This is a genomic window from Microbacterium sp. ARD31 (assembly GCF_031844425.1).
Genome location: NZ_JAUZVE010000047.1, coordinates 28,417 through 51,241, shown reverse-complemented (window position 1 = coordinate 51,241; position 22,825 = coordinate 28,417). Strand labels below are relative to the sequence as shown.

The following is a 22,825-nucleotide window of genomic DNA, read 5'->3' as shown; positions in this document are numbered from 1 at the left end:
CGCCTCGTCGCGGAAAGGTTGCATCCACCTCGCGGGAGGATCAGTCGTCGCCCAGCGTGTTGCGCTCGAGCTCGGCCAGCGTCGGGCGGCCGCGGTTGCAGAAGACCTCCAGGTCGACGGAGTTGCGACCGTCGCTGAAGACCGCGTCCACGTCGTCGTCCGGTCCCTTCTCCCAGCTCACCACCCGCCACCCGGCGGCGCGGTCGGGGCGGGCAGCGACGCCGTGGGCCCAGGTGTCGCGGCACTCGACGACGAAGGCGCCCCACTCGCCAGCCACCTCGTCGCGGACGGCGGGCCCCTGCGGCGACGGCACGTCGGTCGACTGCACCGAGGTGTCCCGCGCCACCTCGTCGCCGACCGGCCCGCGGTCGCGGATCGTCGCGCCCACCGTCGAGATCGCGAAGACCCCGGCCAGCACCGCGACAGCCGTGACGGCCGCCCACAGGCCGACCAGCAGCAGTCGTCGTCCCATCGGCCCGGTCACGGCCCCATCGTGCCTCGTGGCGCCTCAGCAGGAGGTGAGGCGGTGGTTAAGGGACGGCTAAGGGAGGCCTCGCGCGAGGCGGCGGGCGGTACGGTCCCTGCGTGGCCGAGGTGCTGATCATCGAGGACGACGACCGGATCCGGCCGTTGCTGGTCAAGGCCCTGCGCGAGCTCGGGCACACCGTCACCTCTGCGCCGTCCGGCATGGCCGGCCTGCAGCTCGCCGTCGACTCGTCCCCGGACCTGGTGGTGCTCGACCTCGGGCTGCCCGACGTCGACGGCACCCAGGTCCTGTCCATGCTGCGTGCCGTGAGCCAGGTGCCGGTGATCATCGCCAGCGCCCGCGACGACGACCCCTCCCTCGTCGGCGCGCTCGACGCCGGTGCGGACGACTACGTCGTGAAGCCGTTCACCAGCGCCCAGCTCGACGCGCGCGTGCGTGCGGTGCTCCGACGTACCGAGTCCGGGCGCGAGCGACCGGTGACCCTCACCGTGGGCGGGCTCACCGTCGACCTCGCCGGCCGCCGGGTCCACCTCGACGGGCGCGAGGTCGAGCTGACCCCGCGCGAGTTCGACCTGCTCGCCCACCTCGCCGAGCGCCCGGGCGAGGTGGTGACCAAGCGCGACCTGCTGGTGGAGGTGTGGCAGCAGCCGTGGGGCGGCTCCGACAAGACCGTCGACGTCCACCTGTCGTGGCTGCGCCGCAAGCTCGGCGAGACCGCGGCCGCGCCCCGCTACCTCACCACCGTGCGCGGGGTCGGGGTCCGCCTCGCCGTCCCGGCCGAGGACGACTGAGGTGCGTCGCAGCCTGCTGGTGACGGCCGCGGCAGCCATCTCGATGGTGCTGCTGGCGATGCTGGTGCCGATGGCGATCCTGGTCCGCAGCTATGCGCTCGAGGACCGCCTGGCGCGTGCGGCGCTCGAGGTCCAGGCGGTCGAGACCGTGGTCTCCGGGCAGGACAAGGGCGCCGTGTCGGTCTACCTCGACCGGCTCAACGGCCGTGACGGCCACACCCGTACGACCGTGCTCTACCCCGACGGCGACGGGGTCGGGCCGGACCCGGGCGAGGACTCACGGGTGCTCGACGCGCGCAACACCGGGCGGGCGCGGGTCGACGACGTCGCGGAGGGCTCGCAGATCCTGGTGCCGGTCTCCCGTGGCGGGAACTCCGCGCTGCCCTCCCAGACACCGGTCATCCGCGTGGTCGTGGACGAGCCCGGGCTGGACTCGGTCGTCGGCGTCGCCTGGGGGCTGCTCGGCCTGCTCGCGCTGGTCCTGCTCGTCGGCTCGCTGGTCGTGGTCGATCGGCTCGGCCGGTCGTTCGTGCAGCCGATCCGCCGGCTCGCCGAGCACACCCAGTCCCTCGGGCGGCCGGGCGAACCGGCTCCGCTGTCGCGCGTGGACGGCCCGGCGGAGGTGCAGGAGCTCGGCGCCGCCATCGACCGGCTCGTCGGCCGGATCCAGCTGCTCCTCTCCCGCGAGCGCGAGTCGGTGGCCGACCTGTCCCACCGGCTGCGCACACCCGTCACTGCGCTGCGGCTGCGGGTCGAGACCGTCCCCGACACCGAGCTGCGCGACCGTCTCAGCGGGGACCTGGACGCCCTCCAGGCGACCGTCGACGAGGTCGTGCGCGAGGCCCGGCGGTCCGAGCGCGAGGGGCTCGACCCCCGCACCGACGGCGTACCCGTCATCGCGGAGCGGGTACGGCACTGGGTCCCGCTCGCCGAGGACCTCGGCCGCCCGCTCGAGCTCGACCTCGCCGGGTCGGGGCCGCTGCTGCGCACCAGCCGGGCGGACCTGGAGGCCGTGGTCGACGTGCTGCTGGACAACGTCTTCACCCACACGGCCGACGACGACGCCGTACGCGTCACGCTGACCGCCGAGGACGACGGCGTGCTGCTGGTGGTCGAGGACGCTGGCGCGGGGCTGCCCGACGGCTTCGACGCGACCGCCCGCGGCACGAGCGGCGCCGGCTCGACCGGCCTGGGCCTGTCGATCGCCGCGCGCACCGCCCGGGAGTCGGGCGGCTGGCTGGCGACGGGCACCTCGGACATGGGAGGAGCCCGGGTCGCCGTCAAGCTGCTGACGGCATGACCCGGGCTCCGGGAGGCGTTCCTCAGACGGTCACCGTGGTGGAGCAGGCGCTGCCGCCGGACGGCTTCACGGAGAGCTTGTAGGTGTCCTTCCCCCGCGTGTTGCGGGTCCAGGTGTCGAGGTCCAGCTCGCCCTCGTCGTCGGCGCGGAGCGTGCGCTGGGCCGCGACCTTGCCGTTGTGGCGGAGGGTGACCTGCCACGTGCTGAACGCCTTCGCGCCGTCCAGGTCTGCGTCGACGTCGTAGCCGGCGCGCTCGCGGTCCACCGAGAGCTCGTACGTCGCACCGGCGCAGGTGCCGCGCCGCTCGACGTCGGCGCTGGCCGGGGCCGCCACCAGGACGGTGGTGCCGGCTGCGGCGGTGGCGGCGAGGGCGGTGCTGGCGATGATCTTCTTCATGGGTTTCTCCTCGTGGGGTGGGACGTGCGGGGTGGGTCGGTCAGGAGCCGAGCTCGGCCGTGCAGGGCTCGCCCTCGGCGGGGGTGAAGGTGGCGGTGTAGATCGCGTCCGCGGAGTCGTCCGCGGTGAAGGCGTCGACGTCGATCTCGCCGTCGTCGTCGGTGGTGCGGGTGCCCTCCAGCAGGGAGGCGTCGCCGCGCAGCAGCGCGACGTCCCACGTCTCTCCGGGTCCGGACGACTGGATCTCGGCGCTCACCTCGACGCCGCCGTCCTCCGCCTCCATGCTGAGCTCCCACGTGGCGCCGCCGCACGTGCCGCGCTCGGTGGTCTGGGCCTCGGCCGATCGGTCGACGGCCCACCAGGTCCCGGCACCGGCCACGACCACGGCCGCGGCGACGCCGCCGATGACTAGCTTCTTCTGCACTGTTCCTCCTCCTCGCTCGACGCCGCTGCGGCGTCATGGAAGGAGGTTCACCCGCGCGCGGCTAACCGCGCTCCAGCCGGCCGTTAAGGCCCGGCAAAGGCGTTGTCAGGAGGCCGGCACGTCCCGCTCGATCTCGGCCAGCCAGGCGGTGCCCTTGGCGTCGCTGGGCATCCGCCAGTCGCCGCGGGGGCTCATCGTCCCGCTCGGGCTCACCTTCGGCCCGTTGGGGAGGGCGGAGCGCTTGAACTGGTTGGCGAAGAACCGCTTCACGAAGACCTGCAACCAGGTGCGGACCTCCTCGAGGGAGTACGCCACGCGCGCGTCGTGGGGGAAGCCGGGAGGCCACTCCCCCGCCTCGAGGTCCTTCCACGCGTGCCAGGCCAGGAAGGCGATCTTGCGCGGCCGGAAGCCGTGCCGCACGACCAGCGCGAGGGTGAAGTCCTGCAGGTTGTAGGGCCCGACCGTGTCCTGCGTCGCCTGCGGCTTCTTGCCCTCCTCGACCGGGATTAGCTCCGGGGTGATCTCCTGCGCCAGGATCTCGCCGAGCAGCTCGCCGACCTCCGCGGAGAACTCGCCGTGGCTGATCACCCACCGGATGAGGTGCTGCACGAGGGTCTTGGGGACGCCCGCGTTGACCGTGTAGTGCGACATCTGGTCGCCCACGCCGTAGGTGCACCAGCCCAGCGCCAGCTCGGACAGGTCGCCCGTGCCCACGACGATGCCGCCGCGCTGGTTGGCCAGCCGGAACAGGTAGTCGTAGCGCAGGCCGGCCTGGACGTTCTCGAAGGTGACGTCGTAGACCTTCTCCCCCGCGGCGTACGGGTGCCCGAGGTCCTCGAGCATCTGCTCGGCGGCCGGGCGGATGTCGAGCTCCTCGAAGGTGACGCCCAGCGCCTGCGAGAGCCGGGTGGCGTACGACTTGCTGGTCGAGCCGGTCGCGAAACCGGGCATCGTGAACGCGAGCACGTCGCTGCGCGGACGCCCGAGCCGGTCCATGGCCTTGCAGGCGACGATCAGCGCGTGCGTCGAGTCGAGGCCTCCGCTCACGCCGATCACGGCCTTCGGCGAGCCGATGGCGTTGAGCCGCTGCTCGAGGCCGGAGACCTGGATGTTGTAGGCCTCGTAGCAGTCGAGCTCGAGGCGCTCGGGGTCGTCGGGCACGAACGGGTAGCGGTCGACCTTGCGGAGCAGCCCGATGTCGCCGGCCGGCGGGTCGAGCTCCCACTCCACCGTGCGGAACCGGTTGACCCGCTCGCGGTGGGTGCGGCGGTTGTCGTCGAAGGTGACCTGCCGCATCCGCTCCTGCCGCACCAGGTCGAGGTCGACGTCGACCACCGTGCGCCGCGGGCCGTCGGGGAAGCGCTCGCTCTCGCCGAGCAGCGAGCCGCACTCGTAGACCATCGTCTGGCCGTCCCAGCTCAGGTCGGTGGTCGACTCCCCCTGGCCGGCCGCGGCATAGACGTACGCCGCCGCGCACCGCGCGCTCGCGCTGCGGACCAGCAGCCGTCGGTCCTCCGCGCGGGCCACGGTGATCGGCGAACCGCTGAGGTTGGCGAGGACCGTCGCCCCGGCCAGCGCGGCCTCCGCGCTCGGCGGCACCGGCACCCACATGTCCTCGCAGACCTCGACGTGCAGGTCGAGCCCGGGCACGTCGAGGCAGCGGAAGATGAGGTCGGGGCCGAAGCGGACGTCCTGCCCGGCGACGGTGATCCACTCGAGCTCGCGGTCGTCGCCGGGGGCGAACCACCGGCGCTCGTAGAACTCGCGGTAGTTGGGGAGGTAGGACTTGGGCGCGACGCCGAGGATCGCGCCACGGTGGACGACCACGGCGCAGTTGAAGACGCGGTTCTCGTGGACGAGCGGCGCTCCGACGACCAGCGCGGTCATCAGGTCCTCGCTCGCCGCGACGATCTCCGCGACCGCCTCCTCCACCGCCTGCAGCAGGGTGTCCTGCAGGAACAGGTCGTCGACCGAGTAGCCGGTGAGGCACAGCTCGGGGAACACCGCGACCGCCACGTGGTCGTCGTGGCAGGCCCGCGCCTGCTCGATGACGGTCGCCGCGTTGGCGGCGGGATCGGCGAGGTGCACGGGGAGGGTCACGGCCGCGATGCGGGCGAACCCCTGGGCGTAGGCGGAGTAGAAGTCCACGGCCTCACTCTAGGGATGCGCGTTCGGGTCGCGGCCCAGCCGTGGGGGTAGTCCAGTGACGAACGGTCGCTCCAGCGGCCCCACGACGACGGAAACTCACTGGACTACCCCGGCGGCGCGGCGTGAAGGTGCATCCATGCCCGCCGAGCCGACCCTCGAGATCACCCGCTGCGTCACCGACGACGACTACGAGGCGTGGCGGCGGGTGCGGATCGCCGTCCTCCCCTACGAGCGGACGGTCTCGGTCGCCGAGCTCCGCGAGAACGACTCCCCCGACCGCCTGATGGTGCTGGCCCGCGTGGACGGCGTCGTGGTCGGACACGGGCTCTCTGACCGCTCGGACAGCGCGGGCGGCGGCTCCGTGATCCCGCGCGTGCTGCCCGAGCACCGCCGCCGCGGCATCGGCACCGCCCTGCTCCAGCACCTCGTCGCGCACGTCGAGACCCTCGGCGTGCCGACGCTCCGCGCCGGCGCGGACGACGAGGGCTCGCTGGCCTTCGCCCACCGCTTCGGGTTCACCGAGGTGAACCGGGAGGTCGAGCAGACCTTCCACCTCGACGGCCCGGTCGACGTCACGCCGGCCCCCGAGGGCATCGAGGTCGTCACGGCCCAGGAGCGTCCCGGCCTGTGGGAGGCGGCGTACGAGCGCTTCGGGCTCGAGGCGCTCGCCGACTTCTCCGTCGACACCCCGCTCGAGGTGACCCCGGAGAACTGGGTGCGCGAATGGCTCGGCGACCCCATGTTCCTGGCCCTCGCGGGCGGCGAGGTCGTCGGCTGCGCCGGGCTCGGGCTCGACCCGGACGACCCGTCGCGCGCCGAGCACCTGCTCACCGCCGTACGCCGCGACTGGCGCGGCCGCGGGCTGGCGGTCCACCTCAAGCTGCGCACCCTGGCCTGGGCCGCCGACCACGGGCTCACCGAGGTCTACACCTGGACGCAGGACGGCAACGCGGCGATGCGGGCGCTCAACACGCGACTCGGCTACGCCACGACCCGCGTGGGGATCCAGCTCGCCCGCCCCCTCCACCAGGACTGACCGACCCTTTACCGCCGACCGGGCGTCCGCGTAGCGTCACCCGCGTGCGCCACCACCTCCGCACCACCCTCGCCCTGTCCGCCTCCCTCCTCACCGCGCTCGCGCTGGTGCCGGCCGAGGCGGCCGCGCCGCCCGGAGCGACGCCGCGCACGCAGGCTCCCGACCTGGGCGTCCGCACGGTCGCACGTGGCCTGCAGACCGCGTGGGACGTCCAACAGGCGCCCGGCGGACGCCTGCTGGTCACCGAGCGCAACCGCGCGCGCATCAGCGTGGTGCGCAAGGGCAAGCGCCACACCCTCGCCCGCCTCACCAAGCTGGTCTGGGTCTCCGGCGAGACCGGCCTCATGTCGATGGCCGTCGACCCCGACAAGCGGTTCCTGTGGGCCTGCCACGGCCACATGACGGGCAGCGGACCCGAGGTCATGGTGTCGCGCTGGCGGGTGAGCCCGACGTGGCGCAAGCTCGCGCACCGCCGCACGATCGTCTCCGGCCTGCCGGCGACCAGCGGCCGCCACGGTGGCTGCCGGCTCCTCCTCGAACGAGGCAGTGCCGCCCTGCTGGTCGGCACCGGGGACGCGGCCGTGGGCACCAACCCGCGCAACCTCGACTCCCTCGGCGGCAAGGTGCTGCGGGTGCACCGCAACACCGGCGCGGCGATGCCGGACAACCCGTACGCCGGTGCGTCCTCGGCGCGCCGGCTCGTGTGGACCTACGGCCACCGCAACGTGCAGGGCCTCGCGCAGCGCCCGGACGGCTCGCTCTGGTCGGTCGAGCACGGCAGCTACCGCGACGACGAGGTCAACCTGCTGGTCAAGGGCGGCGACTACGGCTGGAACCCGGTCCCGGGCTACAACGAGGAGGTCCCGATGACCGACCAGTCGCTGCCGGGGACCCAGCAGGACGCGGCGTGGTCGTCCGGCAACCCGACGCTGGCGACGTCCGGCGCGGCGTGGGTCAGCGGCGAGCAGTGGGGCGACCTCGACGGCACCCTCGCCGTGGCGGCCCTCAAGGCCGGCGAGGTGCTGTTCATGCGCTTCGACGCCGCCGGGGCCCTGCAGTCGGTGACCCGACCGGCGGAGCTGCAGCGCTACGGCCGGCTCCGCTCGATCACCGCGGCCCGCAACGGCGACCTGCTGATCACCACCGACAACGGCAACGACCGGGTGCTCCGCGTCTCGCCCCGGTGAGGGCGGCGTGACCATCGCCACAGGGGTCCTACCGACGGGTCAGCACTAGCCTGACGAGTGGTCCGTGGACTCCACCAGGGAGCTGCGAGATGACGAGGAGCGACCCATGCCTGCACCCGAAGAGACCGCCCCCTACGGCTCCGGCCCGGCTGCCCCCGCTGCGGCCCCGGCCAAGCGCGTACGCACCCACCACCTCCGGGAGATGAAGGAGCGGGGCGAGAAGATCACCATGCTGACGGCGTACGACATGTACACCGCGGCGACCTTCGACGAGGCCGGGATCGACCTGCTGCTGGTCGGCGACTCCGCCTCCAACAACGTCTTCGGCAACGAGACCTCACTGCCGGTCACCGTCGACGAGCTGCTCCCCCTCACCCGCGCCGTGGCCCGGTCGGTGAAGCGCGCGATGGTGGTCGGCGACCTGCCGTTCGGCAGCTACCAGGCCTCGCCCGAGCAGGGCTACCTCACCGCCGTCCGCTTCATGAAGGAGGCCGGCGCCCACTGCGTCAAGCTCGAGGGCGGCGCGGAGATGGCTCCGGTCATCGAGAAGTGCACCCGGGGCGGCATCCCCGTCATGGCGCACATCGGCTTCACCCCGCAGAGCGAGCACACCCTCGGCGGCTACCGCGTCCAGGGCCGAGGCGACGCGAGCGACCGGGTCGTCGCGGACGCCCGCGCGGTGCAGGAGGCGGGCGCCTTCGCGGTGGTCATGGAGATGGTGCCCGGCGACGTAGCCGAGCAGATCAGCAAGGAGCTGACCATCCCGACCATCGGCATCGGCGCCGGTGCCGGCTGCGACGGCCAGGTGCTGGTCTGGCAGGACGCCTTCGGGCTGCGCACCGGCCGGATGGCCCGCTTCGTCAGGCAGTACGCCGACGTGCACGCCGTGCTGCTCGACGCCGCGCGGGCGTACGCCGACGACGTCCGCGGCGGCACCTTCCCCGGCCCCGAGCACACGTTCTGACCTCGGCGGGTCACTCCCAGCCGAGGAACCTCGCGCCACCGACGACGGTGGCGACCCACAGGACGGCCACCGCGGCCGGGAGCAGCGCCACGGCTCTCGGCCGGGTGGTGAACCACCCGATCGCCAGGAGAAGGGCGACGACCCACACCACGGCGAGCAGCACGACCGCCCACCACGGGGCGCCCACGACGACCGGGGTCGCGCCGATGAGGAAGGCGACGCACGCCAGCCCGACGAGACCGGCGAACGGCCAGGGCGAGAGGGGCTCGCGCGTCGCTGGGTCGGGCACGGCCACACGCTAGCCGGTGACAACCCGAGCCCTGACGGGCAGGATCGATCTCCCGACGACGCGAGGAGCCCTCCGTGAGCGAGACCCCGGCCGAGAACCCGACGACGAAGGCGGCAGCCAGGAAGACCCCCGCCAAGAAGACGGCAGCCAAGAAGTCGACCGCGAGGAAGACGACCGCGAGGAAGGCGCCGGCGAAGAAGAGCACCGCCAAGAAGGCCCCCGCCAAGAAGGCCCCCGCCAAGAAGACGGCAGCCAAGAAGACGGCAGCCAAGAAGGCCCCCGCCGAGAAGACCGCAGCCAAGAAGACCGCCACGAAGACGACGCCCGCCACGAAGACGACGCCCGCCTCGAAGCCGGTGGCGACTGCCGCCCGGAGGTCACCGGCCGAGCGTGCCGTCGACGTCGGCGCCCAGGCGCTCAGCACCGCCGCCCTCGTCCAGAAAGTGGCTCAGGAGACGGCGGAACGCGTCGCGGCCGAGACCGCGGCCCGCGTCAGCAAGCAGTACGAGGCGGCCATCGCCGAGCTCACCCGGACGCTCGACAAGAACACCAAGCGCGCCCTGAAGAGCGTGCGGGCCGCCGCTGACGTCGCTCAGGCGGCGAACCCGGTCAAGGGCAAGAAGGGCAAGAAGAAGTGATCAGTTGTCCGGCGTGCCGTCGGTGAGGCCGTCGCCGGACCCGGTTCCGTCGTCGTTCCACTTCGGGTCGTTGTCCCAGTCCTCGTTGCGCTCCTGCACCTTCTCCAGCGCCCGGGACGCCTCCTCGGAGGTGGCGTAGGGGCCGAGGCGGTCGGCGTTCTTGCAGCCGTCACGACCTTCGACCGTGTGGTGCTTCAGGCAGAACCAGTACTCGTTCTCGCTCATACCGCGAAACGTACACTCGCGGTCGTGCCAGTCGTATCCCCCGCAGAGGTGTCGGCCCGACGCCCGGTCCCCTCCCACATCGTCCGCCCCGAGTACGTCGACAAGCCCGCCCCGCAGCGGTTCACCGGCGAGGAGGTCAAGGACGCCGAGACGATCGAGCGGATGCGGGTCGCCGGCCGCCTGGCCGCCCAGGCACGCGAGCTCGTCGGGCAGCACGTCGCGCCCGGGGTCACCACCGACGAGCTGGACCGGATCGGCCACGAGTTCCTCTGCGACCACGGTGCCTACCCCTCGACCCTCGGCTACCGCGGCTTCCCCAAGTCGCTGTGCTCGAGCGTCAACGAGGTGATCTGCCACGGCATCCCGGACTCTCGGGTGATCGAGGACGGCGACATCGTCAACATCGACATCACCGCCTACATCGGCGGCGTGCACGGCGACACCAACGCCACCTTCCTGGCCGGTGACGTCGACGAGGAGTCGCGGCTGCTCGTCGAGCGGACCCACGAGGCGCTCGACCGGGCGATCCGCGCGGTCAAGCCCGGCCGCCGGGTGAGCATCATCGGTCGCGTCATCGAGTCCTACGCCAAGCGGTTCGGCTACGGCGTCGTCCGCGACTTCACCGGCCACGGCATCGGCACCTCGTTCCACTCAGGGCTGATCATCCCCCACTACGACGACGAGCGCTTCGACGACGAGATCCGGGTCGGGATGACCTTCACCATCGAGCCGATGCTCAACCTCGGCACGCCCGACTACGACATGTGGGACGACGGCTGGACCGTCGTGACCCGGGATCGCCGCCGCTCCGCGCAGTTCGAGCACACCCTCGTCGTGACCGAGGATGGCGCCGAGGTGCTGACGCACCCGTAGGATCCTCGTCGAGTGGGTCGGCCGGGCGGCCGCGGCTCCACGTGAGTGGGGTCGAGGAAGGTCCGGGCTCCACAGGGCAGGGTGGTGGCCAACAGCCACCCGGGGCAACCCGCGGGATCAGTGCCACAGAGAACAGACCGCCACTCCCTCCGGGGAGCGGCAAGGGTGAAACGGTGGTGCAAGAGACCACCAGTACGCCGGGCGACCGGCGTAGCTAGGCAAACCCCACCCGGAGCAAGATCAGACAGGATGCGTCCGAGGGCGGCCCGCCCGAGCATCCGGGTAGATCGCACCAGGCGGCCGGCAACGGTCGTCGCAGATGGATGGTCGCCCCCGCTGTTGCGGGACAGAACCCGGCCTACAGGCCGACCCACTCCCCCGCACGGCGCGTCGGACGACCACAAGTCCTGGATGTACGACGTACCGAGCGCGCGTCTTGCGTGCCGGGTGGAGTTCTGGTCGTCCGACGTGCCTGTGGACGACGCGCGCGGCACGACGACGGATCACGCCAGTGTGGATCCGTGGATGCTGTGGCGGCGCTCGAGCGACTGGGCGGTACGGCGCGGGCAGCCGACCTCCTGAGGCTCACGACGAGGCGACGTCTTCGCGGGGCGGTCGCTCGCGGTCTGGTGCTCACACCGTCGCGGGGTCAGTACTGCCTGCCGACCGCTGGCGCGGCCTCGGCAGCGGCAGCTCGCCTGACCGCTGTTGTCGGTCTGCGCAGCGCGGCGGCCCACCACGGCTGGGAGATCGCCGTCCAGCCTGAGGTCCCCGAGCTCATGGTGCGGCGCGGGCGACGACTGAGCCCGGACCAGCGCGCGGGCGTCTCCGTCCACTGGGCCAACCTGGCGCCCGACCAGGTCGAGGGCGGCGTGACGACTCCCGTGCGGACGATCGTCGACTGTGCGCGGATGCTGCCCTTTCCCGAGGCATTGGCGATCGCGGACTCGGCCCTCCGACATGGCGACGTGACGCTCGACGAGCTCGGGGCGGTCGACGTTCGCGGCGCGGGCGCTGACGCCGTACGTCGGGTGCTGCGGAACGCGGACGTTCAGGCGGCCAACCCGTTCGAGTCGGTGCTGCGCGCGATGTGCCTCGACGCCGGCCTCGACGTGGAGGCGCAAGCCCCGATCGACCTCGGCACCGGACGCATCAAGCCCGATCTGGTCTGCCGCCGCCTACGGGTGGTGATCGAGGCGGACTCCTGGACCTTCCACGCCTCACGCAAGGCCCATCGCCGCGACTGCGCCCGCTACAACCTCCTCGTGCTGCGGGGCTGGCGGGTGCTCCGCTTCACGTGGGAGCAGGTCATGCACGAGCCGGCGTACGTCATCTGGGTGCTCGCCGAGCTGACCCGGCCCGTCGGACGACCCGAAGTCGCTGACGACGACGTGCGCCACGCTGAAGTCGCGCTCGGCGACGAGCTCTGGTCGTCCGACACGCCGGCCCACCCGATCAGTCGGCGGGGGTCTCCAGGGTGATGGTGCCCGTCCCACGGCTGACGCGGTCGGGGACGCCGGCGGCGTCGAGCTTGCGTTGCAGCTGCTTGAGGGTGAGGTCCAGGGCCCGGGTGCGCGCACGCGTGTCCTCGCCCCACAGACGGGTCACGATCTGCCCGGTCGGGACGGGCTGCCCCGGCTCGGTCGCGAGGAGGGCGAGGGCGTCGAACTCGGTGTCGGTGAGGGGCAGCAGGATCGAGCCGACGTACGCGTCGCGGGTGGCGGTGTCGAGGGTGAGCCCGGACGGGGTGGTGAGCCGCGCCGCGGGACGGGGGTCGTGGCGACGGAGGACCTCGGTGACGCGGGCCCGCAGCTCGGCGAGCCCGAACGGCTTGGCGACGAAGTCGTCCGCGCCCGCGGCGCGAGCGGCCGTGACGTCCTCGGGGCTGGTGCGGGCGGTGACGACGATGATGCCGCCGGTGTAGCCGGCGTCGCGCACGCGCTGGCACACCGTCAGTCCGTCGATGTCGGGCAGCCCGAGGTCCAGCAGCACCAGGTCCGGGGTGTCCCGGGAGATGGTGTCGATGGCAGCGGCGCCCGTGTCGACGTACGTGAGGTCGTGTCCGGCACGGGTGAGGGACCCCATGATCATCTCTGCGATGTCGAGGTCGTCTTCGACGACGACGATGGCGGCACTCATCCCGAGAACTCCTGACGTGGTGCGGTGCGTCCGTGCGCCGCAGCGACAATGGTAAGTAGTCGCTGCGCGGGATCGCGCGCTGGGTGTGCCTGGTCGTGGTCCTCGCCTCAGAGGCCGGGCAGGTGGAGGACGTGGCCGCCGCGGGCCTTGGTGGTGAGGTAGCCGTGGTTGACCTCGCTGAGGTGCAGCCCGGTGTGCACCCGGCGCTCGATGCGGAGGCCGGCGTCCTCGAGCTGGGCGGCCTTGTCGGGGTTGTTCGACAGCAGGTCGAGCCGGTCGACGCCGAGGGCCTCGAGCATCTGCACCGCGGCGGTGTAGTCGCGCTCGTCCTCGGCGAAGCCCAGCGCGAGGTTCGCCTCGTACGTGTCGAGGCCCTCGTCCTGGAGGGCGTAGGCGTCGATCTTGTTGTAGAGGCCGATGTCGCGGCCCTCCTGGCGGAGGTAGAGGAGGTAGCCCCCGCTCGCGGAGATCCGCGCGACTGCCTCCTGCAGCTGCGGCCCGCAGTCGCACCGCGCGCTGCCCAGCACGTCGCCGGTCAGGCACTCGCTGTGCAGCCGTACCAGCGGTACGCCGTCCCCGCCGCCGGGTTGCGCCCGGTCCCCGAGGCCGATCGCCACGTGCTCGCGCCCGTCGACCAGGCCGTGGAAGGTGACCATCCGGGCGGGCACCGACGAGCCGTCGGCCAGGCGCAGCGGCAGCTGCACGTCACGGCGTACGACGGCCGGCGCGGGTCTGTCGGGGAGGCGTTCGACGCTCATGCCGACTCCTGGTAGCGCGAGGAGAGGGCGTAGCGCAGCAGCACCACGTCGCCGATCTGGCGGGTCTCGGCGAGGGTCGCACGGTGCCCGGCGTGCCACGGGAACGCCCCGTCGCCCACGAAGCGGCGGGCCGTGGAGGTGCCGACGAAGAAGGGCGCCACGACCAGGTGGAGCTCGTCGGCGACGGCACCGGTGAGGAACTGGGTGTGGACGCGCCCACCTCCCTCCACCATGAGGCGTCGTACGCCGCGGTCCCAGAGGTCCTCGGTGAGCCGGCCGACCTGCACGTCCGCACCTCCGTCGACGACCGTCGCCACGCGGGACAGGCGTGACCGGGCGGCACCCACGGACCCGCTCGGGCAGTAGACGAGCTTCTCGCTGTCCCCGGTGGCGAAGAAGTTGCTGTCTGCGTCGAGCTGCGCGTGCCGCGTGACGGTCACCTTGGCCGGTGACTCGGTGAGCCCACGCTGCCGCCGTCGCTCTCTCAGGCCAGCGTCGCGCACCAGCAGCCGCGGGTTGTCGTCGCGAACGGTGCCGGCGCCGACGAGGATCGCGTCGCACTCGGCCCGGACCCGGTCGACCCGGCACAGGTCCGCGTCGTTGGAGAGCACCAGCCGCTCCTCGGTGGCGCCGCCGAGGTATCCGTCGAGGGAGATGCTGCAGCTGAGGATCGTGTACGGGCGCTCAGGCATGGGCGGGTTCTCCTCGTGCGGGGTCCGGGCGGGGTGTGGGACGGGTCGCGACGAGCGGGACGAGCCCGGGGAGGTTGGCGACCAGGACGATCGCGCCGTAGGCGACGGCGGTCGCCATGCCGGCAGCCGCACCGAGGCCGGCGGCCCCGAAGACCCAGGCCGCCATCCCCTCGCGCGGCCCCCAGCCGGCGACGTTGAGCGGCAGCCCGGCCGCGACCAGGACCACCACGGTGAGGGGCAGCAACGTCGCAGGCGGCGCGTCGACGCCGACCGCGCGGGCCGCCAGGAGGAGGGTCGCGAGATAGCCCGCCTTCGCGAGGACCGAGGCCAGCACGACCCCGGGCCACGAGCGGCGCACGAGGAGCGCGAGGCGTACGTCGTCGCGCACCGTGCGCGCGGCGCGGCTCCACCACGCGTCGCGGTCGGGCGTGCGCCGCAGCAACGCCACTACCACCGCCGACAGCAGCCCGACGCCGACGACCAGCCACGGGAGGACCGGACGCACCGGCGACGGGAGGACGGCCAGCACGATGACGGCGACCACGGCTTGCACGACCTGGCCGGCGAACCGCTCCCAGCCCACCGCGCGCAGCGACCGGCCGGGCTCGCCCGTGGCGCGACCGTGCACCACGCCGCGGTGGACGTCCCCGAGCACGCCGCCGGGAAGCACGGTGTTGAGCAGCTGCGCGCGGTAGCAGGCCGCGACCGCCTGCGGCAGGCGCAGGCCGACGCCGAGCTCGCGTGCCACCAGCGTCCAGCGCCAGGCCGAGGCGACCGTGGTGAGAACGGCCAGTGCAGCACCGAGCAGGACCACGCGCAGGTCGAGCGCCCGGAGGCCGTCGAGAACAGGGCCGCTCCCGACCTCGCGGACGACCAGCGCGAGGACCAGGACGCCGCCGAGCCAGCGCCAGGCGGGCCCGCGGAGCACCCTCATGCGGCCACCTCCCGCACGACCTCCGCCACCCGGCCCGCGGTGACCGACCAGTCCTCGAGGGACGAGCGTCGCGCGAGCGCCGCGCCGCGCAGCCGCTCGCGCAGCGCGGGGTCGGACAGCCACCGTCGGAGCGCGGACGCGAGGTCGGTCGGGTCGCCCGGGCGCACCACCAGGCCGGGCACGCCGGCGCCCGGCGACTCCCCCAGCGCCTCGCGCACCCCACCGACGTCGGTCGCGACCACCGGCAGGCCGTGCGCGATCGCCTCGGTCAGCACCATGCCGTAGGCCTCGGTCCGGCTCGGCAGCACCAGCAGGTCGGCACCGGCGTACGCCGCCTCGAGGTCGGCCCCGCCGAGCGGTCCGGCGACCAGCACGCGGTCGGCGACGCCGAGCGCGGTGGCGGCCCGGCGCAGGCGCACCGTGGCCTCCGGCTCGACGGCGAGCGACCCGACGCACGTCCAGGTCCAGGGCAGGTCCTGCAGGTCCGCGAGCGCGGCGAGGAGGTGGTCCTGGCCCTTGACCGAGCTCACGGCTCCCACGGTGAGGAGCGCCGCGCCGCTGCCCGTCCCGGTCGCGACCTCGGCGGGGTCGACCCCCGGCCGTGCGACCACCACGCGGTCCGGGTCGAGGCCGTAGGTCCACACCAGCCAGTCGCGGCACCAGGCGCTCGGCGTGACCACGCCGGCAGCGGCGCCCACCACCTGCTGCTCGGGCAGGCGCGCCAGCACGTCGTCGACGCCCACGGGCAGGTGGACCAGCAGCACGACCCGGAGCCGCCTGCTGGCCGGGAGCATCACCGCGGGCAGGCGCGACGCCAGCAGCCCGTCGACGAGCACGGTCGCGCCGTCCGGCAGCGCCGCCAGCTCCCGCGCCAGGGCGGGAGCGCCGAGGTCCGCGGACCAGGGCCAGCCCGCCTCCACCTCCACGACGTGCACCGCGCGGCCACGGGCGGGCAACGCCGCGCAGAGGCGCCGGTCGTAGGTGTTGCCGCCGCTGGGGCGCGCCGGGTCGTCGATCCCGCCCGGGACCACGACGTGGAGCACCCCGCTGGTCACAGCGCCCGCTCGTAGCTCGCCCAGGCCACGTGCGACTCGTGGAGGGTCACCACCAGCCCGGTGAGGTGGCCGGCCGGTCCCAGCGCGCCGCCAGCCACCTGCTCGGCGAGCCGGTCGGCGACGTGCCGGGCCAGCACCTCCGTCGTCGTGTTGGTCCCGGCGAAGGCCGGCACCTCGTCGAGGTTGCGGTAGGACAGCTCGCCGACGACCTCCTTCAGCACCTCGGTCGCGCGGCCGATGTCGACGAGGATGCCGTCCCCGTCGAGCGTCTCGCCGCGGAAGGTGGCATCGACCAGGAACGTCGCGCCGTGCAGCGCCTGTGCCGGCCCGAACACCTCGCCGCGGAAGCTGTGCGCCACCATCATGTGGTCGCGGACGGTCAGGCCGAACACGAGGCCTCCTCCCTGTCGTAGGTCACCGCGTGGCACAGCGCCGGCAGCTCGCGCGACACCAGCCGGGGCATCACCTCGGGCAGTGCCTCGAAGTCCGACTCCCCCGTCAGCAGGCAGTCGAAGGCGGCGTCGCGCAACAGGTCGAGGGCGAGCGCGAGCCGTTGCCGGGTCGTACGCCGGTCGCGCCGCGCGGGGGCCACCCGGCCCACCTGGCTGGCCCGGAGGCTCAGTCGCCCGGAGTGGAAGCTGCCGCCGAGGCTGACCGTGGTCGCCTCGTCGCCGTACCAGCTGAGCTCCAGCGCCGTGCCCTCCGGCGCGAGCAGGTCGAGCGAGCGCTGCAGCCCGGCCGAGGTGGCGCTGGTGTGCACGACCAGGTCGCACCCGTCCGGTGCCTCGCCCGGCAGCGCGAAGGCCACGCCGAGGGCGTCGGCCACGGCTGCGCGCGAGGGGTCGACGTCGACCAGCGTCACCGTCGTGCCGGGCACCCGCGAGGCCAAGCGGGCGACGCCGCACCCCAGCACCCCGGCGCCGACCACCGCGATCCGGTCGCCCACCAGCGGCGGCTGGTCCCACAGCGCGTTGACGGCCGTCTCCACGATCCCGGCCAGGACCGCACGACCGACCGGCACGGCCTCGGGCACGACGGTGACCGCGTCGGCCGGGACGACGTAGGTCGTCTGGTGCGGGTGCAGGCAGAAGACGGTCCTGCCCCGGAGGTGGTCGGGGCCGGTCTCGACGAGGCCGACGTTGAGGTAGCCGTACTTCACCGGGCCGGGGAACTCGCCGTCCTGGAAGGGCGCCCGCATCACGTCGTACTGGCTCGGCGGCACGCGACCGCCGAACACCAGGCTCTCGGTGCCGCGGCTGACGGCCGACCGCAGCGTGCGGACGACGACCTCGTCGGCCCGCGGCTCCCGGAGCGGGACGTCGCGGATCTCACCGATCCCCGGCTCGCGCAGCCAGAAGGCCCGGGCCTGTCGTCCCATCCGTCCACCTCTCCCGCGCATCTCGGCCCGATCGTGAACCGAACTGGGCGGCGCCCCGTTCCCTCCCACGAGCTGCTGGTACCCGGGTGAACGGAGCAGATGTGCACACGGTTCAACCCCGCGGCGTCCGGTCGGCCGTGCTCACGCTCCTCGCGCTCGGGCTCGTGGTGCTCGCCCTGCTGACGCCCGGCCAGGTCGACGACGTCGCGCCCTCCACGTTCGTCCGGCTGCCGGTGGAGCTGCTGGTTCTCCTGGCGCTGGTGGTGCTGCTGCCCGACCGACTGGCGTGGCTGCGCCGGGCGGCGGTGGCGGTCGCCGGAGGGCTGCTCGCGCTCGTCGCCGTCTTCACGCTGCTCGACCTGGGCTTCCACCAGGCGCTGAACCGCCCCTTCGACCCGATGATCGACTGGCGCTACGCCGCGGACCTCGTCGAGACGGTGCGAGGTTCCGCGCCCGGTCCGCTCGGCGTCGTGCTGATCGTCGCGGCACTCGCCGCGCTGCTGGCCACCGTGCTCCTCGTCCCGCTGGCCGTCGCCCGGGTGGCGCGTGCGGCGCGCGGGCACCGTCCCGCAACCGTGCGCCTGGTCGCCGTGCTCGCCCCGCTGTGGCTGGTCCTCAGCCTGCTAGGGGTGCGGGTCGGCACCGAGCCGGTCGCCTCGGACGCGGCTGCGGCATACGCCTACGGGCAGGTCGCCCGCGTCCCCTCCCAGCTGCGTGACCAGCGGGAGTTCGTCCGCGCCGCCGCGACCGACCCGGCGCGTGACCTCCCTGCAGACAGCCTCCTGTCGGGCCTGCGCGGGAAGGACGTGCTGCTCGTGTTCGTCGAGAGCTATGGCCGCGTGGCGCTCGACGACCCCGGGCTGTCCGCCGGCGTCAGGGCCGCGCTCGACGACGGCACCGCGTCCCTGGACCGCGACGGCCTCACCGCCCGCAGTGGCTGGCTGACCTCCCCCACCTTCGGCGCGCTCAGCTGGCTGGCCCACTGCACGCTGCAGGCCGGGCTGTGGGTCGACAGCCAGCAGCGCTACGACCACCTGGTCACCACCGACCGCGAGACCCTGACGAGCCTGTTCGGCCGGGCGGGGTGGCGCACCGTCGCCGCGGTGCCGGCCAACACCCGCGACTGGCCGCAGGGAGAGTTCTACGGCTTCGACCGGGTCTACGACTCGCGCACCCTCGGCTATCGCGGCCCGCGCTTCGGCTACCCGACCATGCCCGACCAGTTCACCCTCGACGCGGTGCACCGCCTCGAGCTCGCCGGCGGCGCGCCGGTCATGGCGGAGGTCGACCTGATCAGCAGCCACGCACCGTGGTCGCGCACGCCCCGCCTGGTCCCGCAGGAGAGCGTGGGCGACGGCTCCGTCTTCGCCGGGATGCCGGAGACGCTGCCCTCGGAGTCCGAGATCTGGCCGGACGCCGACCGGGTGCGCGCGGCGTACGCCGGGGCGGTGGAGTACTCCCTCCGCGCGGTGCTCGCCTACCTCGAGACGTACGCCGACGAGGACACCGTCGTCGTCATGCTCGGGGACCACCAGCCCGCGACCATCGTGTCGGGCCGCGACCCCGGTCACGACGTCCCGGTGACGATCATCGCCGGCGACCCGGCCGTCACCGACCGGGTCGCGGGCTGGGGCTGGACCGAGGGGCTGCAGCCGTCGCCCGACGCACCGGTGTGGCGCATGGACGACTTCCGCGACCGGTTCCTCGCGGCCTACGGCGGCGCGCGCCAGACTGGGACGGCGCAGGCGGGTGCGGGGTGAACCGAACGGTCCGCCCCGGCGTACCCAGTCCCAGGGGGCCGAGGGAGGTGACATGCCGAAGGACGAGGTCGCGCTGATGCAGCAGGTGCACGACGAGCACGCCGAGGTGCTCTGGCGCTTCTGCCTGCGCCTCGTCGGCAACGACCGCGGCCACGCCGAGGACGTCACCCAGGAGACCCTGCTGCGGGCGTGGCGCCACGGCACCATCCTCGCGAGCCCGCCGGCCGCCGTCCGCTCCTGGCTGTTCACCGTCGCCCGCAACATCGTCATCGACGACTGGCGCAGCCGGCGGGCCCGGCCGGAGACCGTCGTCGACGAGGTGCCCGAGCAGCGCCGCTCGTTCGAGGACCACGAGAGCGACCAGCTGCTCCTCTCGTGGGTCGTGGCCGAAGCGCTGACCCACCTCTCCGAGGACCACCGCACGGTCCTGCTGGAGTGCTACTACCGCGGGCGCCCCGTCGCGGAGGTCGCCCGTCGCCTCGGCGTGCCGGCGGGCACGGTGAAGTCGCGCACCCACTACGCCCTCCGCGCGCTCAAGCTCGCCCTCGAGGAGATGGGGGTCTCTGCATGACGTGCACCCACTCCCACGACGACGCCGCCTACGTCCTCGGCGCGCTCAGCCCGGCCGAACGGCTGGACTTCGAGCGCCACCTCGCCACCTGCGACGAGTGCTCGCGCTCGATCCGCTCGCTCGCCGGCCTGCCCGGTCTGCTCGACCTCGTCGACGCGAGCGTGCTGGAGGACCCGCCGGCCGACACCCCGCTCCCCGCGACACTGCTGCCGTCGCTGACCCGTGCGGTGGAGGCCCGCCGACGTCGCCGGACCGTGGTGATCGCCGGCCTGGCCGCCGCCGCGGCCGCCGTCGCCGCGCTGTCGGCCCCCCTGGTGCTCGACCGCGACGACGCATCCCCGGCCGCCGGGCCGGGCACCAGCAGCCCCTCGACGGCCGGGCAGGACCAGGTCGAGACGCACGCGATGGCGCCGCAGGGCGACGTACCCATCGAGGCGACGTTGGGGCTCGAGCCCGTCACCTGGGGCACCCGCATGGTGCTCACGTGCACCTACGACAAGGACGCGATCGGGGTCGAGCTGCCCGAGCACGTCGACTACCTGCTCTACGTCACCGACGCCGAGGGCCACACCGAGCAGGTCGGCAGCTGGACGTCGGTCAGCGGCGCCACGATGACCGTCCCGGCCGCCACGTCGGTCACCCGCGACGACCTCCGGTCGGTCGAGGTGCGCACCCCCGACGGACGGGTCGTGCTACGGCTCGACGCGTGAGGCGAGCGGGTTGTCCACCGCCAGCAGGCGCGCAGCGGCGACGATCGCGACCACCTCCGACGCCGCGGCGACCCACACGGCCCAACCGGTCCAGCTCGCGGTCACCCCGAAGAGCCCGACCGTCGTGGCGAGCACGAAGGCCAGCAGCGTGGACAGGCCGAAGCCCAGCGCCAGGAAGGCCGGGAGCCAGTGCCGCCAGGCGAGCAGCAGCACCGCGATCACGGCACCGGCGACGGCGTTGAGCATGAAGGACGGGCCGAGGACGTCGTCGTCCCTGGCCCAGTCCAGCCACAGGTAGAGGTGCACTGCCGCCGAGACGAGGACCGAGACTGCTGCGAGGACGCGCATCTGCTCACCTGTTCTGCTGGAGGGACTTTCCCTTCCGTACGTCGCCCGCGTCCGCCCGGTTCACTCCCCGACGGCGCCACAGCCACACCACGTCCCAGCCGAACGACTCGGCCAGCAGCACGAGCGCCACACCCAGCACGACGTACGACGCCGCTGCCGGCAGCACCCCGGACGCAGCCACCACCAGCGCGACGCCGACGTAGGCGGCCACGACCTTGCGCCAGTAGCGCGGCGGCAGCCGCCGCTGCATCCACGGCACCACCCAGGACGCCACGGCGTAGACGTACCGGACCAGCCCCAGGGCGAGGACCCACGCGCCTTCCGTGCGGGCGACGTGCACGCTGAGCACGAGGATCAGGAAGGCATCCGCCTCGCCGTCGATCCGGCCGCCGAAGGACGAGGCCGTGCCGGTGCGGCGGGCCACCCGGCCGTCGACGAAGTCCAGCGCCAGCGCCACCGCCGCGAGGGCGACGAGCGTGGCGACCTCGTCGTCGCCGGTGAAGGACCCGGCGACCAGCGCCGCGACGGCGCACGCCAGCGTGGCCCGCGCGAGGGTGACCAGGTCGGCCGGCCCGAGCCTGTCGACGCCGTCGGCGCCCGCGCGACGCCCCGCCGCCACGGCGAGCACGAGCGCGCACCCGAGCCCGGCGACCCACCCCTCCGGCCCGGGTCGCAGCGCACCGAGCAACACGACCAGGGCCAGGACGCAGGCCGCGAGGCCACGCCGGACGTCGATCACGGGCACCTCCTCACCCGTTCCTACGGCGTCCGCGCCGACCCGGTTCACCGTCTCGGCCTGTCGAACAGGACGAACCCGACGACGGGCACGGGTTCAGGCGGTGCGACGGCGCTGGAGGTCGACTTCATCCTGTCCGACAGGCCGTACGAGCTGCGCCAACACCCAGCGCACGTAGGACTGCTCGAGCATCACCTGCTCCCACGTGAACCGCAGCACGCGCCACCCGTGCAGGACGAGGAAGTTGTAGCGGGCGCAGTCACGGGTGTGGGCCGCACGTGTGGCGTGGAAGGTCCACGAATCGGCCTCCAGGACCATCCTCCTCGCCCGCGCGACCAGGTCCGGGCGCACCCTGCCCGTGCCGAGGTCGATCGACGCCTGGGGCTCGACCGACAGCCCCGCCTCGATGCACAGCGCCCGGAGCACCGACTCGAACGGGTTCGCCGCCCGGCCGTCCGCGTGCGCCAGCACGCGCCGCACCGCCGCGGCTCCAGCTCCTCGGACCTGCAGCGCGTCGAGCTCCGCGCGCGTCACACTGCCGGCGCGAAGTGCCGAGTCGGCGATGGCGAGCGCCTCGTCGAAGGGCAGGTGACGGGCACAGTCGATGACGGTCTTGAGCGGTCCGGTGACGCCGGCGACCAGGTCGTCAGCGGCCACCGGCATCCACACGACCCGGACGCCCGTGCGCCGGTCGGGCGCGAGGTGGCGCCGCGGGCCGACGGCGACTTCTGGCACCGGAGGCTGCACCTTCATCGGCCAGCCGTGGTGCGCTGCGGCGCTGCGCAGGCACACCACCCCGCTCAGCTCGGCTGCCGCGCGCTGGGCCTCGTGCGCCGTCGGCAGGACGTACCGGCGGCGCGACACCTTGACGACGTACGACCCGCGGAGGGCGGCGCGCAGCCGTCGACGGGAGGTGAGCCGGAGCAGCTGGCTCTGGGTGGCCATGCCCCCGAACCTCTGCAGCGCTTCGGCCGGTTCCATGCGG

27 protein-coding genes and 1 other RNA gene are annotated in these 22,825 nt (G+C 73.5%); 12 read left to right on the top strand and 16 right to left on the bottom strand.

What is annotated here, in order from left to right; translation table 11 throughout:
- Positions 1 to 40: 40 nt before the first annotated feature.
- Positions 41 to 484, bottom strand: coding sequence for a hypothetical protein (locus tag Q9S36_RS42980; RefSeq protein ID WP_311290895.1), 444 nt, complete (start codon positions 482 to 484; stop codon positions 41 to 43).
- Positions 485 to 585: 101 nt separating this feature from the next.
- On the opposite strand from Q9S36_RS42980, the gene Q9S36_RS42975 reads away from it, so the two are divergent.
- Together Q9S36_RS42975 and Q9S36_RS42970 are read left to right on the top strand one after the other, a co-directional pair.
- Positions 586 to 1,278: a response regulator transcription factor gene (locus Q9S36_RS42975; protein ID WP_311290894.1), complete on the top strand. Its 693-nt coding sequence runs from the start codon at positions 586 to 588 to the stop codon at positions 1,276 to 1,278.
- 1 nt (position 1,279) lies between these two features.
- Positions 1,280 to 2,578 (top strand): HAMP domain-containing sensor histidine kinase, encoded by a 1,299-nt coding sequence (locus Q9S36_RS42970; RefSeq protein ID WP_311290893.1) that lies wholly within the window; start codon positions 1,280 to 1,282, stop codon positions 2,576 to 2,578.
- A gap of 22 nt (positions 2,579 to 2,600) precedes the next feature.
- Here the strand turns inward: Q9S36_RS42970 and Q9S36_RS42965 are convergent, their stop codons facing one another.
- From Q9S36_RS42965 to Q9S36_RS42955, 3 genes are all read right to left on the bottom strand, one after another.
- Positions 2,601 to 2,975 carry a hypothetical protein gene (locus Q9S36_RS42965; protein ID WP_311290892.1) on the bottom strand — a complete coding sequence of 125 codons (375 nt, stop codon included), beginning with the start codon at positions 2,973 to 2,975 and terminating at the stop codon, positions 2,601 to 2,603.
- Positions 2,976 to 3,015: 40 nt separating this feature from the next.
- Positions 3,016 to 3,399, bottom strand: coding sequence for a hypothetical protein (locus Q9S36_RS42960; protein ID WP_311290891.1), 384 nt, complete (start codon positions 3,397 to 3,399; stop codon positions 3,016 to 3,018).
- A 105-nt stretch (positions 3,400 to 3,504) separates the two neighbouring features.
- Positions 3,505 to 5,547: an NAD(+) synthase gene (locus Q9S36_RS42955; RefSeq protein ID WP_311290890.1), complete on the bottom strand. Its 2,043-nt coding sequence runs from the start codon at positions 5,545 to 5,547 to the stop codon at positions 3,505 to 3,507.
- A gap of 136 nt (positions 5,548 to 5,683) precedes the next feature.
- Here Q9S36_RS42955 and Q9S36_RS42950 point away from each other — a divergent pair, with 136 nt between their 5' ends.
- The 3 genes from Q9S36_RS42950 (at position 5,684) to panB (ending at position 8,734) form a co-directional block, all read left to right on the top strand.
- The gene (locus tag Q9S36_RS42950) at positions 5,684 to 6,583 is read left to right on the top strand and encodes a GNAT family N-acetyltransferase (RefSeq protein WP_311290889.1); all 900 of its coding nucleotides are present in this window, start codon (positions 5,684 to 5,686) and stop codon (positions 6,581 to 6,583) included.
- A 44-nt stretch (positions 6,584 to 6,627) separates the two neighbouring features.
- The gene (locus Q9S36_RS42945) at positions 6,628 to 7,770 is read left to right on the top strand and encodes a PQQ-dependent sugar dehydrogenase (RefSeq protein WP_311290888.1); all 1,143 of its coding nucleotides are present in this window, start codon (positions 6,628 to 6,630) and stop codon (positions 7,768 to 7,770) included.
- Between the two features lie 106 nt (positions 7,771 to 7,876).
- Positions 7,877 to 8,734, top strand: coding sequence for a 3-methyl-2-oxobutanoate hydroxymethyltransferase (gene panB / locus Q9S36_RS42940; RefSeq protein WP_311290887.1), 858 nt, complete (start codon positions 7,877 to 7,879; stop codon positions 8,732 to 8,734).
- Positions 8,735 to 8,744: 10 nt separating this feature from the next.
- Here panB and Q9S36_RS42935 read toward each other — a convergent pair whose 3' ends face one another.
- Positions 8,745 to 9,023, bottom strand: a complete 279-nt coding sequence (locus Q9S36_RS42935) for a hypothetical protein (protein ID WP_311290886.1) — start codon at positions 9,021 to 9,023, stop codon at positions 8,745 to 8,747.
- A 74-nt stretch (positions 9,024 to 9,097) separates the two neighbouring features.
- Between Q9S36_RS42935 and Q9S36_RS42930 the strand changes: the two genes are divergently transcribed.
- On the top strand, positions 9,098 to 9,661 hold the full coding sequence (locus Q9S36_RS42930) for a histone H1-like repetitive region-containing protein (RefSeq protein WP_311290885.1): 564 nt from the start codon (positions 9,098 to 9,100) through the stop codon (positions 9,659 to 9,661).
- Here Q9S36_RS42930 and Q9S36_RS42925 read toward each other — a convergent pair whose 3' ends face one another.
- On the bottom strand, positions 9,662 to 9,886 hold the full coding sequence (locus Q9S36_RS42925; RefSeq protein ID WP_311290884.1) for an SPOR domain-containing protein: 225 nt from the start codon (positions 9,884 to 9,886) through the stop codon (positions 9,662 to 9,664). It lies immediately after the preceding gene.
- Between the two features lie 24 nt (positions 9,887 to 9,910).
- On the opposite strand from Q9S36_RS42925, the gene map reads away from it, so the two are divergent.
- The 3 genes from map (at position 9,911) to Q9S36_RS42910 (ending at position 12,240) form a co-directional block, all read left to right on the top strand.
- Positions 9,911 to 10,759, top strand: coding sequence for a type I methionyl aminopeptidase (gene map / locus Q9S36_RS42920; RefSeq protein WP_311290883.1), 849 nt, complete (start codon positions 9,911 to 9,913; stop codon positions 10,757 to 10,759).
- 13 nt (positions 10,760 to 10,772) lie between these two features.
- An RNA gene (gene rnpB / locus Q9S36_RS42915) (RNase P RNA component class A) lies at positions 10,773 to 11,136 on the top strand.
- 144 nt (positions 11,137 to 11,280) lie between these two features.
- The gene (locus Q9S36_RS42910) at positions 11,281 to 12,240 is read left to right on the top strand and encodes a DUF559 domain-containing protein (protein ID WP_311290882.1); all 960 of its coding nucleotides are present in this window, start codon (positions 11,281 to 11,283) and stop codon (positions 12,238 to 12,240) included.
- On the opposite strand, the gene Q9S36_RS42905 is transcribed toward Q9S36_RS42910, so the two are convergent.
- From Q9S36_RS42905 to Q9S36_RS42875, 7 genes are all read right to left on the bottom strand, one after another.
- Positions 12,215 to 12,898 carry a response regulator transcription factor gene (locus Q9S36_RS42905; protein WP_311290881.1) on the bottom strand — a complete coding sequence of 228 codons (684 nt, stop codon included), beginning with the start codon at positions 12,896 to 12,898 and terminating at the stop codon, positions 12,215 to 12,217. The genes Q9S36_RS42910 and Q9S36_RS42905 overlap by 26 nt on opposite strands.
- 107 nt (positions 12,899 to 13,005) lie before the next feature.
- The gene (gene ribA / locus Q9S36_RS42900; protein ID WP_311290880.1) at positions 13,006 to 13,656 is read right to left on the bottom strand and encodes a GTP cyclohydrolase II; all 651 of its coding nucleotides are present in this window, start codon (positions 13,654 to 13,656) and stop codon (positions 13,006 to 13,008) included.
- Complete coding sequence (locus Q9S36_RS42895; protein WP_311290879.1) at positions 13,653 to 14,348, bottom strand: RibD family protein; 696 nt, start codon at positions 14,346 to 14,348, stop codon at positions 13,653 to 13,655. The genes ribA and Q9S36_RS42895 overlap by 4 nt, the downstream gene beginning before the upstream one ends.
- A complete protein-coding gene (locus Q9S36_RS42890; RefSeq protein ID WP_311290878.1) occupies positions 14,341 to 15,282 on the bottom strand; it encodes a lysylphosphatidylglycerol synthase transmembrane domain-containing protein in 942 nt (313 codons plus the stop codon). The genes Q9S36_RS42895 and Q9S36_RS42890 overlap by 8 nt, the downstream gene beginning before the upstream one ends.
- Entirely contained in the window at positions 15,279 to 16,337 is a 1,059-nt protein-coding gene (locus tag Q9S36_RS42885) for a glycosyltransferase family 4 protein (protein ID WP_311290877.1), read from the bottom strand. Before Q9S36_RS42885 ends, Q9S36_RS42890 begins: the two co-directional genes overlap by 4 nt.
- Positions 16,334 to 16,729: a 6-carboxytetrahydropterin synthase gene (locus Q9S36_RS42880; RefSeq protein WP_311290876.1), complete on the bottom strand. Its 396-nt coding sequence runs from the start codon at positions 16,727 to 16,729 to the stop codon at positions 16,334 to 16,336. The genes Q9S36_RS42885 and Q9S36_RS42880 overlap by 4 nt, the downstream gene beginning before the upstream one ends.
- Complete coding sequence (locus tag Q9S36_RS42875; protein WP_311290875.1) at positions 16,717 to 17,715, bottom strand: zinc-binding alcohol dehydrogenase; 999 nt, start codon at positions 17,713 to 17,715, stop codon at positions 16,717 to 16,719. Before Q9S36_RS42875 ends, Q9S36_RS42880 begins: the two co-directional genes overlap by 13 nt.
- Before the next feature lie 137 nt (positions 17,716 to 17,852).
- Here Q9S36_RS42875 and Q9S36_RS42870 point away from each other — a divergent pair, with 137 nt between their 5' ends.
- Genes Q9S36_RS42870 through Q9S36_RS42860 form a run of 3 tightly spaced genes read left to right on the top strand, consistent with a single transcriptional unit; the run spans position 17,853 to position 20,756 of the window.
- Complete coding sequence (locus Q9S36_RS42870; RefSeq protein ID WP_311290874.1) at positions 17,853 to 19,475, top strand: sulfatase-like hydrolase/transferase; 1,623 nt, start codon at positions 17,853 to 17,855, stop codon at positions 19,473 to 19,475.
- 52 nt (positions 19,476 to 19,527) lie between these two features.
- On the top strand, positions 19,528 to 20,046 hold the full coding sequence (locus Q9S36_RS42865; protein WP_311290873.1) for a sigma-70 family RNA polymerase sigma factor: 519 nt from the start codon (positions 19,528 to 19,530) through the stop codon (positions 20,044 to 20,046).
- The gene (locus tag Q9S36_RS42860; protein ID WP_311290872.1) at positions 20,043 to 20,756 is read left to right on the top strand and encodes a zf-HC2 domain-containing protein; all 714 of its coding nucleotides are present in this window, start codon (positions 20,043 to 20,045) and stop codon (positions 20,754 to 20,756) included. The genes Q9S36_RS42865 and Q9S36_RS42860 overlap by 4 nt, the downstream gene beginning before the upstream one ends.
- On the opposite strand, the gene Q9S36_RS42855 is transcribed toward Q9S36_RS42860, so the two are convergent.
- The 3 genes from Q9S36_RS42855 to Q9S36_RS42845 form a co-directional block, all read right to left on the bottom strand.
- The gene (locus Q9S36_RS42855) at positions 20,739 to 21,104 is read right to left on the bottom strand and encodes a hypothetical protein (protein WP_311290871.1); all 366 of its coding nucleotides are present in this window, start codon (positions 21,102 to 21,104) and stop codon (positions 20,739 to 20,741) included. The two genes, Q9S36_RS42860 and Q9S36_RS42855, sit on opposite strands and share 18 nt — an antisense overlap.
- A gap of 4 nt (positions 21,105 to 21,108) precedes the next feature.
- Positions 21,109 to 21,843, bottom strand: a complete 735-nt coding sequence (locus tag Q9S36_RS42850; RefSeq protein WP_311290870.1) for a CDP-alcohol phosphatidyltransferase family protein — start codon at positions 21,841 to 21,843, stop codon at positions 21,109 to 21,111.
- 93 nt (positions 21,844 to 21,936) lie between these two features.
- A complete protein-coding gene (locus Q9S36_RS42845) occupies positions 21,937 to 22,785 on the bottom strand; it encodes a DUF559 domain-containing protein (RefSeq protein ID WP_311290869.1) in 849 nt (282 codons plus the stop codon).
- Positions 22,786 to 22,825: the final 40 nt, after the last annotated feature.